The sequence below is a fragment of the Desulfuromonas thiophila genome (assembly GCF_900101955.1).
GTDB lineage: Bacteria > Desulfobacterota > Desulfuromonadia > Desulfuromonadales > Desulfuromonadaceae > Pseudodesulfuromonas > Pseudodesulfuromonas thiophila.
The window spans coordinates 95278-110219 of the sequence record NZ_FNAQ01000004.1 but is presented as its reverse complement, the minus strand read 5'-3'; the positions used below and the strand labels follow the sequence as shown (position 1 = coordinate 110219).

At 60.4% G+C, this 14942-nt stretch carries 12 protein-coding genes and 2 tRNA genes; 11 read left to right on the top strand and 3 right to left on the bottom strand.

Annotated features, from left to right (window positions below):
* The first annotated feature begins 51 nt into the window (after nt 1–51).
* The 5 genes from BLR80_RS05745 to holA all read left to right on the top strand — a co-directional run bounded on the left by BLR80_RS05745 (nt 52) and on the right by holA (nt 4964).
* A complete protein-coding gene (locus tag BLR80_RS05745) occupies nt 52–426 on the top strand; it encodes a response regulator (protein WP_092077170.1) in 375 nt (124 codons plus the stop codon).
* 107 nt (nt 427–533) lie between these two features.
* Nucleotides 534–752 carry a translation initiation factor IF-1 gene (gene infA, locus BLR80_RS05740; protein WP_092077168.1) on the top strand — a complete coding sequence of 73 codons (219 nt, stop codon included), beginning with the start codon at nt 534–536 and terminating at the stop codon, nt 750–752.
* Between the two features lie 125 nt (nt 753–877).
* A complete protein-coding gene (gene leuS, locus BLR80_RS05735) occupies nt 878–3430 on the top strand; it encodes a leucine--tRNA ligase (RefSeq protein WP_092077453.1) in 2553 nt (850 codons plus the stop codon).
* Nucleotides 3427–3939, top strand: a complete 513-nt coding sequence (gene lptE, locus BLR80_RS05730; protein WP_092077166.1) for an LPS assembly lipoprotein LptE — start codon at nt 3427–3429, stop codon at nt 3937–3939. Before leuS ends, lptE begins: the two co-directional genes overlap by 4 nt.
* Nucleotides 3940–3953: 14 nt before the next feature.
* Nucleotides 3954–4964: a DNA polymerase III subunit delta gene (gene holA, locus BLR80_RS05725; protein ID WP_092077164.1), complete on the top strand. Its 1011-nt coding sequence runs from the start codon at nt 3954–3956 to the stop codon at nt 4962–4964.
* A gap of 208 nt (nt 4965–5172) precedes the next feature.
* Here the strand turns inward: holA and rpsT are convergent, their stop codons facing one another.
* Nucleotides 5173–5436: a 30S ribosomal protein S20 gene (gene rpsT / locus BLR80_RS05720; RefSeq protein WP_092077162.1), complete on the bottom strand. Its 264-nt coding sequence runs from the start codon at nt 5434–5436 to the stop codon at nt 5173–5175.
* 207 nt (nt 5437–5643) lie between these two features.
* Here rpsT and murJ point away from each other — a divergent pair, with 207 nt between their 5' ends.
* On the top strand, nt 5644–7212 hold the full coding sequence (gene murJ, locus BLR80_RS05715) for a murein biosynthesis integral membrane protein MurJ (RefSeq protein WP_092077160.1): 1569 nt from the start codon (nt 5644–5646) through the stop codon (nt 7210–7212).
* Nucleotides 7213–7384: 172 nt separating this feature from the next.
* On the opposite strand, the gene BLR80_RS05710 is transcribed toward murJ, so the two are convergent.
* Nucleotides 7385–7858, bottom strand: a complete 474-nt coding sequence (locus tag BLR80_RS05710; RefSeq protein ID WP_092077158.1) for a tRNA (cytidine(34)-2'-O)-methyltransferase — start codon at nt 7856–7858, stop codon at nt 7385–7387.
* Nucleotides 7855–8808, bottom strand: coding sequence for a lysophospholipid acyltransferase family protein (locus BLR80_RS05705; RefSeq protein ID WP_171906337.1), 954 nt, complete (start codon nt 8806–8808; stop codon nt 7855–7857). The genes BLR80_RS05710 and BLR80_RS05705 overlap by 4 nt, the downstream gene beginning before the upstream one ends.
* Nucleotides 8809–8938: 130 nt before the next feature.
* On the opposite strand from BLR80_RS05705, the gene BLR80_RS05700 reads away from it, so the two are divergent.
* From BLR80_RS05700 to BLR80_RS05680, 5 genes are all read left to right on the top strand, one after another.
* Nucleotides 8939–10600 (top strand): Rqc2 family fibronectin-binding protein, encoded by a 1662-nt coding sequence (locus BLR80_RS05700; RefSeq protein WP_092077154.1) that lies wholly within the window; start codon nt 8939–8941, stop codon nt 10598–10600.
* Nucleotides 10601–10652: 52 nt separating this feature from the next.
* Nucleotides 10653–10739 (top strand) — tRNA-Leu (locus tag BLR80_RS05695).
* A gap of 323 nt (nt 10740–11062) precedes the next feature.
* A complete protein-coding gene (locus tag BLR80_RS05690; RefSeq protein WP_092077450.1) occupies nt 11063–13075 on the top strand; it encodes a monovalent cation:proton antiporter family protein in 2013 nt (670 codons plus the stop codon).
* 69 nt (nt 13076–13144) lie between these two features.
* Nucleotides 13145–13231: transfer RNA gene (locus BLR80_RS05685), tRNA-Leu, on the top strand.
* 115 nt (nt 13232–13346) lie between these two features.
* Nucleotides 13347–14786 carry a cryptochrome/photolyase family protein gene (locus tag BLR80_RS05680; protein WP_092077152.1) on the top strand — a complete coding sequence of 480 codons (1440 nt, stop codon included), beginning with the start codon at nt 13347–13349 and terminating at the stop codon, nt 14784–14786.
* The last annotated feature ends 156 nt before the right edge of the window (nt 14787–14942 follow it).

The window sequence follows — 14942 nt, the reverse complement described above, 5'->3', positions numbered from 1 at the left end:
ATCCGTAACACGGAAAAACGGTTTTCCGGCGGGCCTGCGGAGGAGGTTTTCGTGGACAAAAAAACGATACTGGTGGTGGAAGACGAGGAAAGCCTACTCAAGCTTGAAACCATTCTGCTGACCTCGCGCGGTTATGCGGTCATCGCCGTGCCTCACGGCCAGGCGGCTCTGAAGGTGCTGGAGACCGAGAAGGTCGATCTGGTGCTGCTTGATATCATGCTGCCGGAAATTGATGGTTACGAGGTGTGCCGCCGCATCAAGGAAAATCCGGCGACACGAAAATTGCCAGTGATCATGTTGACCGCCAAGAAGAGTCACGAGGATCTGGCGCGGGGTGACGAGGTCGGAGCTGACTGGTATGTCACCAAACCGTTCAAGTCGGCCAAGGTGATCGAAACCATCGAACGGTTTCTGGCGGCACGCTGAAGGAGCGCAGGGTTGCGCTCCGCGCTGTTCTTGACAGGGCGGCGAATTCGGTGCTATATGCAGTCGCGTTGTCTGGCGCGGCGTTTTTATTGCTATGGAGGTTTACGTTGGCAAAAGAGGAAGCGATCGAGGTTGAGGGAACGGTTATCGAACCCTTGCCGAATGCCATGTTCCGGGTGCGGCTCGATAATGACCATGTGGTGCTGGCCCATATTTCCGGCAAGATGCGAAAGTTCTACATCCGTATTCTGCCGGGTGACCGGGTGACCGTCGAACTGTCGCCCTACGATTTGACCCGGGGTCGCATTACCTACCGGGAAAAATAACCAGGAACCGGGCCACCGTCCCTGTCATGACAGGGACCGGGCGCGGCCAGGATATGCGAAGCCGGCAGATGCCGGTTTTTCATTTTGTACAGACGTTAAAACGGCGCCTGAACGGAGAGATGACCATGGAAGAGCGGTATAACCCGGCGGAGATCGAACAGTCCTGGCAGCAGCGCTGGGAACAACAGCAGACCTACCGGGTGACGGAAGGTGGCCCGAAACCCAAATACTATCTGCTGGAAATGTTTCCCTATCCCTCCGGCCGCATTCACATGGGCCATGTGCGCAACTATTCCATTGGCGATGTGGTGGCGCGGTTCAAGCGGCTGCAGGGCTATAATGTCCTGCAGCCAATGGGCTGGGACGCCTTCGGCATGCCGGCGGAGAATGCCGCCATTCAACATGGCATCCATCCGGCCAAATGGACGGTGGAGAACATCGCCAACATGCGTGCCCAACTCAAGAAGATGGGGTTGTCGTACGATTGGCAGCGCGAATTCGCTACCTGCGATGCCAGCTATTACCGCTGGGAGCAGGAAATGTTCCTGCAGATGCTGGAAAAGGGCCTGGCCTACAAGAAAAGCTCCACGGTTAACTGGTGTCCAGCCTGCCAGACGGTGCTGGCCAACGAGCAGGTGGAAGATGGCGGTTGCTGGCGCTGCGGCACAGCAGTTGTGGATAAGGAACTTGATCAGTGGTTCTTTCGCATAACCGATTATGCCGAGGAATTGCTGCGCTGCATTGAAGAGCTCAAGGGCTGGCCGGATTCGGTACTGACCATGCAGCGCAACTGGATCGGCCGCAGCACCGGTTGCGAAATCGCTTTTGCTCTCGAAGGCCACGAAGAGAGCATCCGCGTGTTCACCACCCGCCAGGACACCCTGTGGGGCGCTACCTTCATGAGCCTGGCACCGGAGCACCCCCTGGCTCTGAGCCTGACCACGGTTGAACAACGACCGGCGGTGGAGGCCTTCATTGCCAAAGTGAAGGCGCAGGATAAAAAGAAACGCACCAGTGAGGATTTCGAGAAAGAAGGGGTTTTTACCGGCGCCTACTGTCTTAATCCGGTGACCGGCCGGCGGATGCCGGTGTTCTTGGCCAATTTCGTGCTGATGGATTACGGCACTGGTGCGGTCATGGCGGTGCCGACCCACGATCAGCGTGATTTTGAATTTGCCCGCAAGTATGAACTGCCGTTGGTGGTGGTGATTCAGCCTGAAGGCGAGGCCCTCGACCCGGCGACCCTGACCGAAGCCTGGACAGGCCCCGGTAAGCTGGTCAATTCCGCGCCCTTTGATGGCCTGGATAACGAGACGGCCAAGGAGCAGATCGCCGACTATCTCAGCGAAAAGCAGCTTGGCAGCAAGACGGTCAATTACCGTCTGCGCGACTGGGGGGTATCGCGTCAGCGCTACTGGGGCACGCCGATTCCGGTGATCTACTGCGATGCCTGTGGCACGGTGCCGGTACCGCGTGAGCAGCTGCCGGTGGAATTGCCGCGCGATGTCGCCTTCACTGGCGAAGGCGGCAGCCCGCTGGCTCAGCACGAAGCCTTTTACCGCACCTGCTGTCCACGCTGTGGTGCGGCGGCGCGGCGTGAGACGGACACCTTCGACACCTTTGTCGAAAGCTCCTGGTATTTTGCCCGTTATGCCTGCCCTGACTATACGGCTGGCCCGCTTGAACGCACGGCGGCCGAATACTGGCTGCCTGTTGACCAATACATTGGCGGGGTCGAGCACGCCGTCATGCATCTGCTTTACGCCCGCTTCTTCACCAAGGTGATGCGCGATCTGGGCTACATGAATATTGACGAGCCCTTCACCAATCTGTTGACCCAGGGCATGGTGTGCAAGGAAACGCAGTCCTGTCCGCAGCATGGCTGGCTTTATCCCGAGGAAGTGGAGAATGGTCAGTGCCGTCAATGTGGTGCAGGGGTTAAAATCGGTCGCATCGAGAAGATGAGCAAGTCGAAAAAGAACGTGGTCGATCCCGACCATCTTATCGCCCGCTACGGCGCCGATACGGCCCGCCTGTTCTCGCTGTTTGCCGCGCCTCCGGAAAAGGATCTGGAGTGGAATGAGCAGAGTGTTGAGGGTTGCTACCGCTTTTTGCACCGTGTCTGGCGCTTGGTCTACGAGCATCGCGCCCTGTGCCAGAGCCGGCCACAGCCGGAAAATGAGGGTGCGGCCCGTAACCTGCGCCGGATCAGTCATCGCACCATCTGCAAGGTAACCCAGGACATTGACGGCCGCTTTCATTTCAACACCGCCATTGCTGCCATTATGGAACTGGTCAACGCGGTCTATGCCTTTGAAGAGAAGGAGCGCTATCCTGGTGCCCTGTGCGAGGCGCTGGAAACCCTGGTGCGGCTGCTGGCGCCGTTCGTGCCGCACTTCAGCGAGGAACTCTGGGCCGGTCTGGGCCGGCCGGATAGCCTTGAGCAGGCCGGCTGGCCGAGCTGGGATGCGGCCTTGATGGTGGAGGACGAAAAGCTGATTGTGGTGCAGATCAACGGCAAGGTACGCGCCAAACTGACGGTAGCGGCGGGCCTGGATGAACAGGCTCTTGAGCAGGCAGTGCTGGCCGACGCCGCGGTGCAGCGGCAGCTGGACGGCAAAACCCTGCGCAAGGCCATTGTCGTGGTCGATAAGCTGGTCAATCTGGTGGTGGCATGAGGCGGGCATGGCTGCTGGTGTCGCTGCTGGCTGTGCTGCTGGGAGCCTGTGGCTATCATTTATCCGGCCAGGGGCCGGCCCGTTTCGCAGGGGTGCAGCGGCTGGCTGTGGAATTGCTGGAAAACCGGACCACCGAACCACTGATCGAGGTTTATCTGACCAACGCCCTGCGTGACGAATTTGCCCGCCGCCCGGATTATGAACTGGTCGATACCGGCGATCTGGCCGATGCCGTTCTGCAGGGCCGTGTCCACAGTTATCAGGAAGGCGCGGTGGCTTACAGTCCGACGGACGCCATCACCGAATACCGCATCGCCTTGCTGGCCGATGTGCAGCTGATGCGCGCCGATGGCCAGGAAATCCTCTGGCAGGGGCAGGTGAGCTGGCAGGAAGAATACCGCGTGAATCCGGACCGGGCGGCGCAGGATGTGGCTGAGCGCCAGGCACAGCAGGAATTGTGTCGCCGCTTGGCCAGCGAAATTTTCAACCGCATCGTCGATGATTTCTAGGCGGGTGGTTGTTGATGCTGCCTGATACCCTGCGTCGTTGTCTGGCGCGTGATGTGAAACCGGCCCTGCTGTGTTTTTACGGGCCGGAAAACTACCTGCTGGAGCGGGCCTGCGAGGCTGCCCTTGCTGCGCTGGTGGCTCCGACTGACCGGGATTTCAATCTGGATGTGTTTGTTGGACGAGAGGTCCAGGCGGCGCAGGTGCTTGACATTCTGCATACCTATCCGGTTATGGCGCCACGTCGCTGCGTGCTGATTCGCCAAGGGCAGGATTTGCGGGCCGAACAGATGGAACGGCTACAGGCATACGTTGAAAAACCGCTGGCCGAGAGCTGTCTGATTCTGTGTTGTGACAAGATCGACAAACGCAGAAAGTTTTTCCAGTGCTTTAAGAAAAATGGGGAACTGTTTGAGTTTAAGAAGCTTTCGCCAGCCCGCCTGCCCGATTTCATCAATCAGCAGGTGCAGGCCGCTGGCAAGGTGCTGACCGAGCCGGCTCTGCAGTTGCTGTGTCAGCGAGTCGGCGAAGGGCTTCAGGAGGTTCTTTCTGAAATCGACAAACTGGTACTTTTTAACGGTGCCGAACGGCTCATAGATGTTGAGGCGGTAGCCGCCGTGGTCTGTGATACCCGGCCTGAGGGAATCTTTGAACTGGTGGAGGCGGTGGGTGAACGTGATCTGGCACGGGCGCTTTATCTATTGGAGCGGCTGCTGCAGGATGGCGAGGCGCCGGTCAAGATCAATTTCCTGATAGCACGCCATTTTCGTCAGCTGTGGAAGGTGCAGGCCTTGTTGGGCCAACGGGTCGCGCCGGCCGAGTTGGCGCAGCGCGCCGGTGTGCTGCCGTTTCTGGTGCCACAACTGACTCGCCAGGCCCGTTTGTTCGCTCCTGAATTTTTCCCCCAGTTGTTCGACCGCCTGCTGCAGGTGGATCTGGCGTTGAAGTCAAGCCGGATCGATCCGGCTGCGTTGCTGCAGCACAGCCTGATGGAACTGCTACCCCTGGCCCAGCAGCCCGCCGAGTGATGAGCTAGCCAGGCCACTGTCGAGGGTTTGTTTCTCCCCCATGCCGGAACTTCTGTCGCCACCACACGCACTGGCAAGGCGATTTTTTAGGAGGCTCCGTGAACACAATGCACAAAAAAAGGGGCTGATAAGCCCCTTTTTGCGTCTTTATCTTGTTTCGTCACCAAAGGTTCTGATGATGATCCTGTGGCAACCTGCCTTCGGTTGATTAGTCCAGCGTGTTGACCAGTTTGCTCAGACGCGAAATCTTGCGGCTAGCGGTGGCCTTGTGGATGATGCCTTTGCTGGCGCATTTGTCGATGTACGGAACCACTTCGCTCAGGGCACCGACTGCCTGATCTTTTTCCCGCGCCGCGACCGCTTCGCGAACCTTCTTCACCAGGGTCCGCATGGTGCTGCGGGCGTGGACATTGCGGGCATTGCGAATCTTGCTTTGTTTGTTGCGCTTGATTGCCGATTTATGGTTGGCCATGTTCAGTTCTCCGTTGTTGCCTGCTTATGGAAAGGATAGGGTCTGGCGCGGCGCTGACTGCCGCATGCGGGCAACATATAGCACCGCTGTGTTGTGACTGTCAAGGTGGAAGTGATTTAATCCCTCTTGTAGAATCAAGTAAAATCAAATAGATACTGTTTATTGCTAAGCGATTAATTTAAAATAATCCCTTTTGGGGTATGGCCTATGTCGGAAAAAAAACATTTGACCCTGGCTGCCGCTGTGCTGGCACTGGCCACTTTGCTGAGTCGCTGCGCCGGATTGATACGCGATGTGGTGATCGCTGCCTTCTTTGGCGCTGGTTATGGTGCCGACGCCTTCTTCATGGCGTTTACGCTGCCCAACCTGTTACGGCGCTTCTTTGCCGAAGGCTCGTTGACCGCGGCTTTTGTGCCAACCTTTTCGGCGGTACGCCAGCAGCAGGGTGAAGCGCAGGCCCACCATGTGGCCTGCCAGTGCTGGGGCCTGCTGCTGCTGGTCATGGCTCTGGTCACGGCAGTGGGCATTTTGCTGGCACCGTTGGTCGTGCCGTTGGTGGCGGCCGGTTTCGGGACCGTGGCCGGCAAGCTGGAACTGACGGTGCGCCTGACCCAGCTGATGTTTCCTTACCTGTTCTTTGTCAGCCTGCTGGCGCTGGTGACCGGTATCCTCAATGTTTACGGTCATTATTTCGTGCCGGCGCTGTCTCCGGTCATGCTCAATGCGGCCATGATTCTTGCCGCCCTGCTGTTTTCCAGCCGAATGGCGGTGCCGATCGAGGCACTGGCCTGGGGCGTTGTGGTTGGCGGTCTGTTGCAATTGGGCATGAGCCTGCCGCTGTTGCGCCGCTACGGAGTGCGGCTGCGTCCTGGGTGGGATTGGCGCAATCCGGCTGTGGTGCGCATCACCCGTCTGATGTTGCCGGGGGTGGTGGGGGTGGCCATCTACCAGATCAACGTGGTGGTGACGCGTCTGCTCAGTTCCTTTCTGGCTGAAGGTAGCCTGTCTTACCTGTATTACAGTCAGCGACTGTTCGAGTTTCCCCAGGGAATTTTTGTGGTTTCCATCGCCCAGGCCGTTTTGCCCAGCCTTAGCCGTCATGCCGTGGCTGATGATCGCAGCGCCTTGTTGGACGATCTGCGCTACGGCCTGAGTTTGATCCTGCTGATTACGTTGCCGGCGGCAGCCGGTTTGCTGCTCTGTGCCAAGCCGCTGTTCAGTCTGCTGTTCATGCAGGGTGCCTTCGATGTCAGGGCTGTCCACCAGACAGCCCTGGCGCTGATGGCGTACGCCCCTGGACTGGTGTTTGTTGGTCTCAGCCGGGTGCTGGTGCCGGTGTTTTACGCCCGGCAGAATACCCGTACGCCGGTATGGATTTCTTTCTGGACTCTGCTGGTCAATGCCATCGCCGGGCTGCTGCTGATGCGTGGTTATGGCCATGTCGGCTTGGCCCTGGCCCTGACCCTGTCGGCCCTGTTCAATGCGCTGGCATTGGGTTGGGTGCTGCGGCGCCAGTTGGGCCCGCTGGGGCTGCGACCGTTATTCTGGCTTGGTGTGAAGGCCAGCGGGGCTGCGGCCGGCATGGCGTGCGTGGTGTTCTGGCTGTTGCAGCAGGGGGACTGGCCCGCTGGTCAAACCTGGCGCAACGGGCTGGTACTGCTGGGGGCTGTCGGTAGTGGTGGGCTGGCTTATCTGCTGCTGTGCCGCCTGCTGGGTGTGGCCTTGGTGCGGGATCTGGGAATGCTGCTGCGCCGGCGGCGGCCGGCTGGTCGCTGAGACGCGGAGGCAGGCCTTAGCAGGATGTTGAAAACGTCCCTTCCGGGAACCTTTCAACGCCGCAAGCCGAAAATGCGATTTTCGTCTTGCTCACAAAATCAATCCATTACGGAGCAAGGACTGATTTCGGTCGCCCGTCCATGGGCTCTACAGGCTGTTTGTCAACAGCCCGTTAGCGCAGGCGGTGGTTCTGGCGCAGGGCTTCGTACAGCAAGATGGCGGTCGCCGACGCCAGGTTGAGGCTGCGAACGGCCGGTTCCAGCAGCGGGATGCGCAGACAACGGTCGGCATGCTGTTGCAGCAGATCGGCGGGCAGGCCGGCGCTTTCCTTGCCGAAGACCAGAAAGTCGCCCGGCAGGAAGCTGGCTTCCACATAGCAGCGTTGCGCTGTTTTTGAGGCCAGCCACCAGCGTCCCGCTGGATAGGCGACCTGCAGACTGGCGAAATCAGGCCAGCGGCGCAGTTGCACCTGAGGCCAGTAGTCCAGCCCGGCCCGTCGCAGATGCCGGTCGTCGAGGGAAAAGCCGAGGGGCTCCACCAGGTGCAGGATGCTGCCGGTGGCGGCGCAGAGCCGGGCAATGTTGCCGGTGTTGGGCGGGATTTCCGGCTCGATCAGAACGATATGGAAGGGGCTGGGTGGGTTCATGGGTCGGACCTGCTGTCTGTTGATTCTGGGGTGGCGGGCGGCGGGTTGCCCTGTTCCGGCCGCCAGCGCCAACGCCGGTGCAGCCAGAACCACTGCTGCGGCTGCTGGCGGATGGCCTCTTCCATGATGGCGGTGAGGCGCTGAGTCTGCTGCTGGATGTTGGTGTCGCTGCAGTCTCCTTCAAGATAGAGCGGCGGCTGAATGAGAACTCGGTAACTGAAGTCGGGCTGGCGATAGGCGAAGGCGGTCACCACCGGTGTGCCGGTTTTCAGGGCAATCTGGGTGATAATGGGTGTGGTGTAGGCCGGCCGGCCAAAGAAGTTGACGACTACGCCGGTTTTTTTTGACACATGCTGATCCAGCAGCAATCCGACCAGTTGCCCCTGCCCCAGGGCTCGCACGATGCGGCGGGCGGCGTGGCGGCTGTCGATGCCCTGGCCGCCGCCGGAGGTGCGCAGTCGCCAGAAAAAGCGGTCGATATAGGGGTTGCGGATGGCTTTGGCGACAAAGCTGACCTGCAGCCCCTGCGGTGGCAGAAAGAGCGGTCCGACTTCCCAAAAGCCGAGATGGGCTGTCAGCAGGAAGGCGCCCTGCTTATGTTCGCGCAGCTGTTGCAGCTGTTCCAGACCGGAGAAATGCAACTGGCTTTGCAGGGCGGTTCGACCCCGGGCGCTGGCCAGGCGCAGCAACTCCATTGCGCTGATGCCCAGATGCTCGAACATGCTGCTGAGCTGATATTCGATCCAGTCGGCGGACTGCTGTGGAAAGGCCTGCCGTAGATTGTCCCGCGCGGTGTGGCGCCGGGCTGGCTGCAACAGACGCCCGAGCCGGCCGAGAACACGGCCGAAACGCAGGGCCGCACGGCGTGGGAGCAACTGGGCTATGGCCACCAGAAAAAAGAAGGGCAGGGCTTCGAGCAGATTTTGCAGGGTGCGAAGCGGTCGGCGCATGGTCGCAGTGGGGTTCCTGTTGGGAGTTGAAAATGGCGGCGACTGTAGCATGAGCCGGGGCTGACGGCAACCGTCCAGCCGGTACGGGGCGCTTGTTGCCCGTGGGTGTAGCAGAAAGGTCTGAGAACGGATGACCCTGGACTGTTTTTTTCTTGAAGCGTTGATAACTCAGCTGCGCCAGCGGATCGGCAGTGGCCAGATCCGCAAAATTCATCAGCCCACAGCGGATCTGCTGGTGCTGCGTCTCTGGACCGGGCAGCAGGAGTGCCAGCTGCTGCTGAGCCTGATGCCGGGCAGCGCCGGTCTGTGGCTGACCGACCGGCGCTTTCGCAATCCCGCTGTGCCAGCGGGCTTCTGTCAGCTGTTGCGGGCTCGCCTGCAGCGTATCCTCAAGCTGGAACTCTACGATCAGGATCGTCGGGTAGTGCTGCATGGCCAGGCGACCGATGGCCGGCGCTGCCGCCTGTTGCTGGAACTGTTCGGTCGTCGCCCGGTCCTGTTGCTGCTGGACGATGATGACCGGATTCTCGGCCGCCTGCCGACGGCTGGCCAGCCGTCGGCAGGCAGTATCTGGCCGATGCCGCTATCCGCTGCGATTGCCCTGCCGCAGGCCGCCGCTGCCATTGCCGCTGGCGCGGTCAGCCTGCTGGATGAGACCTTGCTGGCCCGCTGGCTGCAACAGCAGGTGCGTCCCATGAGCCGGCTGGTCGCCGGTCGTCTGGCCGGCCAGATGGTGGCACAGGCCGCGCTGGAGCCGCTGCAGCAGTTTGTTGCCGCCTGGCAGCAGCAGCGCTGGCAGCTGCAAATCACGGATCGGGTGTTGAGTCTGTGGCCGGCAGAAGGATCGGTAGAACCACTACCGGACCTGTCGGCCCTGCTGGATCAGCGGCAACGACTGGAGACGGCGGCCAGCGGCCGGGTGCTGGTTGACGAGCCGGTGCAAACGGCAGTCCATCAGGCTCTGCAGCGCCTGCAGCGCCGCCTGGCGGAGATCGACCGGCAGGAGGCCGAGGCTGAACAGGCCGAGGACTGGCAGCAGACCGCCGAACTGCTGAATGGCCATCGCCATCTGCTGCGACCGGGGCTTGCCGCCATCGAACTGCCGGACTACTATCGCCAGCCGCCCTGCCCGCGGCGCATTCTTCTTGATCCGGCCCTGTCACCGCAGCAGAACATTGAAGGCTGGTTTCGTCGCGCGCGTAAGGCCCGTCGTGGTCTGGAACATGCCCGCCGGCGGCGGGAGGAAACCCGTGAGCTGCTGTCCTGGCTGGAAACCCTGCAGCACGAACTGGAAACGGCCGACACGGCCCTCGATAGCGAACTGGTGCGACAGGAACTGATGACCGCCGGTCTGTTCCGGCCGGTGAAAACCCGCTTCGAACGGACACGGGCACCTGCGCCGGCCGAGGCATTGCATTCGGCCCGCACTCCCGGCGGGCTGGAGTTGCTGTGGGGTCGCAACAGTCGGACAAATGATTACCTCAGCCGTCAGCTGCTCAGATCTGATGACCTGTGGCTGCATGCCCTGGGTATTCCCGGCTGTCATCTGGTGATCAGAGGTGGCTGGGCCGTGGTGGCCGAAAGTGACGTGATCTACGCAGCCCAGGTCGCGGCCTACTATTCACGCGCCCGCGATGCTGGCCGGGTTGAGGTGATGGTGGCGCAGGGGCGGGCAGTTCGAACCCTGCCCGGTGGCCGACCGGGACAGGTGCGGGTGACTGCCTATCGCAGTCTGCGGGTCATACCGACACCCCCCGCGGCCACTGTCGGTACCACATTGCCACCCGCCTGATTTTTTTGGTTGCAATGTCGAGGAGGCTTTGTTATAAAACCTCTCGCTTCACGCCGAAGTGGTGGAATTGGTAGACACGCTAGGTTCAGGGTCTAGTGGCCGTAGGGCCGTGGGAGTTCGAGTCTCCCCTTCGGCACCACAAAGAAAACGTACCCGGTACAGATTCGCTTCTGTGCCGGGTTTTCTTTTTTGGACCAACGGGACGACCGCGCCCATTGCGCAGTCTTCCCCGATTGTCACGAATCCGTAGTGTGCTGCCGAGTTGGATAAACCACCCCTGGAAGGGTTTTCTCCCTCAGGGCGCAGTTCGCGCCTGCCCCGTTGGGGACGGCAGAATGTGTGGTCGCCAGACGGGTAGGGCTGTATTCGGTGCCGGTTTTTCGCTAGAATGAAGGCTTTGTGAAAGCCTGCAACGCTCTTCTGCTGCCATTTGGTTTTTATCCGGGAAAGCGAAAAACGCGTATGGGAATCGCCGCGGATCTGGTCATCATCATTGTCGCTGCCCTGTTTGGGGCCCTGCTGGCGCAGAAGCTGCGTCAGCCCCTGATGCTCGGTTACATTCTGGCCGGGGTGCTGGTTGGTCCCTTTACCAGCGGCGTGACGGTGACCGATGTGCATGAAATTGAGAAATTGGCGGAGATAGGCGTGGCTCTGTTGCTGTTTGCCCTGGGGCTGGAATTCTCCCTCAAGGAATTGCGGCCGGTGCGCGCCATTGCCTTGATCGGTACACCGCTGCAGATTCTATTGACCATGGGCTATGGCTATCTGGTGGGGCGCTGGCTGGGCTGGGACACCATTCCGGCTTTATGGCTGGGGGGACTGATTTCCCTGTCGAGCACCATGGTCATTCTCAAGACTCTGATGAACCAGGGGGTGATGGGCACCCTGTCGAGTCGGGTGATGATTGGCATTCTGCTGGTGCAGGATCTGGCGGTGGTACCACTGATGATTCTGCTGCCGCAGTTGAGTGATCCGGCCGCCGGCCTGCCGGTGCTGGGGCTGGCGACCATCAAGTCGGGGGTGTTTCTCGCGGTCATGCTGTTGCTGGGAACCCGCTGGCTGCCCAGACTGCTGGCGGCCATTGCCCGTTGCAACACCCGCGAGTTGTTTCTGCTGTCGATCACCGCTATTGGTCTGGGAATTGGCTATGCCACCTATCTGGCGGGTCTGTCGTTTTCTTTTGGCGCCTTTGTCGCCGGCATTGTTCTGAGTGAATCGGATTATGGCCATCAGGCACTCAGTGACATCATCCCGCTGCGCGACCTGTTCGGCCTGTTGTTTTTCACCTCTGTTGGCATGTTGCTCAATCCGCTGTTTCTGCTGGAACACTGGCTGGAGGTGCTGGCCTTGGTGCTGCTGGTGGGACTGGGCAAGGGTATCATCATGGCCAGTCTGGCACGGCTGTTCGGCTATGGCAACGTGGTGCCTCTGGCCCTGGGGTTGGGCATGTTCCAGATCGGTGAATTTTCTTTTCTGCTGGCTCAGGTAGGGTATGGCAGTGGTGCGCTGGGACAGGAGCATTATGCCTTCGTGCTGTCGGCCACCATTATCAGTATGGTGCTGACCCCGCTGTTGTCGGGTTTTACCGCGCCGCTTTATGCCCTACGGCAGAAGCTGTTTCGTCATGAAAGCCTTGAATCCATCAACCTGCCGCGCGAGGGCCTGCAGGATCATGTGGTTATTGCCGGCGGCGGTCGGGTAGGGCGCCACATCGCTCGCGTGCTTAAGCAGCTTGATGTGCCCTTTGTTATCATTGAGGTTAATCATCGCCATTTTGAGCAGTGTCGCAATGCCGGTTTCCCGACCATTTATGGCGATGCCAGCAAGGATCTGGTACTGGAGGCGGCCCGCATTGAGCATGCTCAGCAATTGCTGGTGACCATGCCGGTGGTCTTGGCGGCACAGGCCATTGTGCGTCATGTCCGCCGTTTTCACCCCGAATTGCAGATAGTTGCTCGTTCCGACGGCGAGGAAGCCATGAGTGCTCTGTATGAAGAGGGTGTTTACATGGTGATTCTGCCCGAACTCGAAGCAGGGCTGGAAATCGCCCGTCAGGCCCTGCTGCATCTGCAGATACCGATCCCGGTGATTCAGCGCTATACCGACAGCATACGACGTGAACTCTACCATCCGCTTTCCGAGGTCGGTGATGGCTATCAGGAGATCCGCCAGCTCAAACAGGCCAAGGATTTGCTGGAACTGAGCTGGGAGCGGCTGCCGGCCGCCACGCCGCTGCTGGGCCAGAGTCTGCGCCAGCTGGAGTTGCGCCGCTGCACCGGGGTGTCGGTGGTCGGGGTTATTCGCCAGGGCCATTTTGTGCCAAATCCGTCAGCCGATTTTATCTTTGCCGCCGATGATCTGGTGGCCGCCATTGGCAATGCCGAGCAGCGGAAACTGTTCAGCGATCTGGTGCAGGGCCAGGCGGCGCACTGCCTTTATGGTGGCCGCATGGAAGCGGCCGTGGCGCTGCAGTGAAAAAAACGGCCAAGCGGTTTTTTCCTTTGCATCCTTGTTCGTGCTCTGTTATAACCCCACTCACTTCACGCCGAAGTGGTGGAATTGGTAGACACGCTAGGTTCAGGGTCTAGTGGCCGTAGGGCCGTGGGAGTTCGAGTCTCCCCTTCGGCACCACAAAAAAAAGATGCCCGGTACGGATATATTCTGTATCGGGCTTTTTTTCGTTTGGGGTGCTGTCTGTCGGTGAATGCTGGCAGGGCTGCGCATGGCTGATGACAGGAGAGGGCTGATGTCTGAAATCCCTGTATTGTACTGGTTTCGTCAGGATCTGCGCCTAGCGGACAACCCGGCGTTGTGCCGTGCCGCCGCGGTTGGGGCCGTGCTGCCGGTTTTTATCTGGGATCAGGCGGTGTTCGAGCAAGGTGCCGGCGCGGCCAGTCGCTGGTGGCTGCACCAGAGTCTGGCGGCTTTGCAGCGTGGCTGTGAGGGGCGGTTGCGTTTGTTGGCGGGATCGACAGTACAACTGCTGCCGCAACTGGCGGCGCAGACAGGCGCCCGGTTGGTGGTGTGGAATCGTGCATTTGAGCCGGCCCAGCTGGCCTTGGAAGCCCAGGTGCGTGCGAGGCTGGAGCAACAGGGCGTGCGGGTGGAATGCTGTGAGGCGGCCACCCTGTGGCCGACCAGCCAGCTGGGCAAAGCCGATGGCACAGCCTATCAGGTGTTCAGCGCCTTTCATCGTCATTTGCAGGCGCTTGGGCCGCTACCAGCGCCTCTGTCGCTGCCGGTGACCCTGCGTTGGTACGGCCCTCCCACCGCACAAACGGCCGGCGGGCAGGCATTGGCGGCTTTGGCACTGTTGCCGCGCGTGGCCTGGTATCAGGGTTTTGGCTCGGTGGCCCAGGTTGGCGAAGTCGCAGCCTGGCAACGGCTACAGCAGTTCCTTTGTCAGCGTTTGAGTGGTTATGCCAGCGGGCGTGATCTGCCCGCTCGGGAGCAGACCTCTGGTCTGGCGGCAGCCTTGCGTTGGGGTGAAATCAGTCCGCGCCAGATATGGGCCGCCCTGGCAGCTCTGCCGGCTTGTGATGATGGCGCAGCCTTCCTGCGCCAGCTGGTATGGCGCGAGTTCTGTTACGCCCAGCTGCACTTCTGGCCGCAGCTGCCCTGGCGCAATCTGCGCGCTGCCTTCGATCGCTTTCCCTGGCAGACGGACAGCAGCGCCGCTGCTCTGCGGTGCTGGCAGCAGGGCCAAACGGGCTATCCGTTGGTTGATGCCGGCATGCGGCAACTCTGGCACAGCGGTACCCTGCATAACCGGGTGCGCATGGTGACGGCCTCCTTCCTGGTAAAAAATCTTCTGTTTCATTGGCGCTTGGGGCAGCGCTGGTTTCACGACTGCCTGCTCGATGCCGATCTTGCCTGCAATAGCGCCAACTGGCAGTGGGTGGCTGGTTGCGGGCTGGATGCCGCGCCCTATTTTCGCATTTTTAATCCGGTCGCCCAGGGTCAGCGTTTCGATGCCGATGGTGCTTATACGCGCCGCTGGTTGCCGGAACTGGCTCGTCTGCCGCAGAAATATCTGTTTTGCCCCTGGCAGGCTCCGCCAGCAGTACTGCGTCAGGCCGGTGTGGTGCTGGGGCAGCATTATCCCTTGCCACTGGTGGATCTGGCAACCTCACGCCAGCAGGCGCTGGCGGCTTTTGCTCACACCAAAGCTGCTGTGGCCGATTAACCGGACAATACTGGGGCGCGGCGTTTTTCGGCCTGCGGCGGTTCACAATTGGCAGGACTCTGCTAGACTGCCTGCTATCCGGCGATTAGCGTTCTGGTTGCGTCTGTCTGCGCCGGCACAGTGCCTTTGATAATCGTTTTCATTTTTGTCTTGCAT

Coding starts and splice junctions, on each gene's coding strand:
- leuS (WP_092077453.1), top strand. CDS start 878: ATGGAAGAGCGGTATAACCCGGCGGAGATCGAACAGTCCTGGCAGCAG.
- lptE (WP_092077166.1), top strand. CDS start 3,427: ATGAGGCGGGCATGGCTGCTGGTGTCGCTGCTGGCTGTGCTGCTGGGA.
- holA (WP_092077164.1), top strand. CDS start 3,954: ATGCTGCCTGATACCCTGCGTCGTTGTCTGGCGCGTGATGTGAAACCG.
- rpsT (WP_092077162.1), bottom strand. CDS start 5,436: ATGGCCAACCATAAATCGGCAATCAAGCGCAACAAACAAAGCAAGATT.
- murJ (WP_092077160.1), top strand. CDS start 5,644: ATGTCGGAAAAAAAACATTTGACCCTGGCTGCCGCTGTGCTGGCACTG.
- BLR80_RS05710 (WP_092077158.1), bottom strand. CDS start 7,858: ATGAACCCACCCAGCCCCTTCCATATCGTTCTGATCGAGCCGGAAATC.
- BLR80_RS05705 (WP_171906337.1), bottom strand. CDS start 8,808: ATGCGCCGACCGCTTCGCACCCTGCAAAATCTGCTCGAAGCCCTGCCC.
- BLR80_RS05700 (WP_092077154.1), top strand. CDS start 8,939: ATGACCCTGGACTGTTTTTTTCTTGAAGCGTTGATAACTCAGCTGCGC.
- BLR80_RS05690 (WP_092077450.1), top strand. CDS start 11,063: ATGGGAATCGCCGCGGATCTGGTCATCATCATTGTCGCTGCCCTGTTT.
- BLR80_RS05680 (WP_092077152.1), top strand. CDS start 13,347: ATGTCTGAAATCCCTGTATTGTACTGGTTTCGTCAGGATCTGCGCCTA.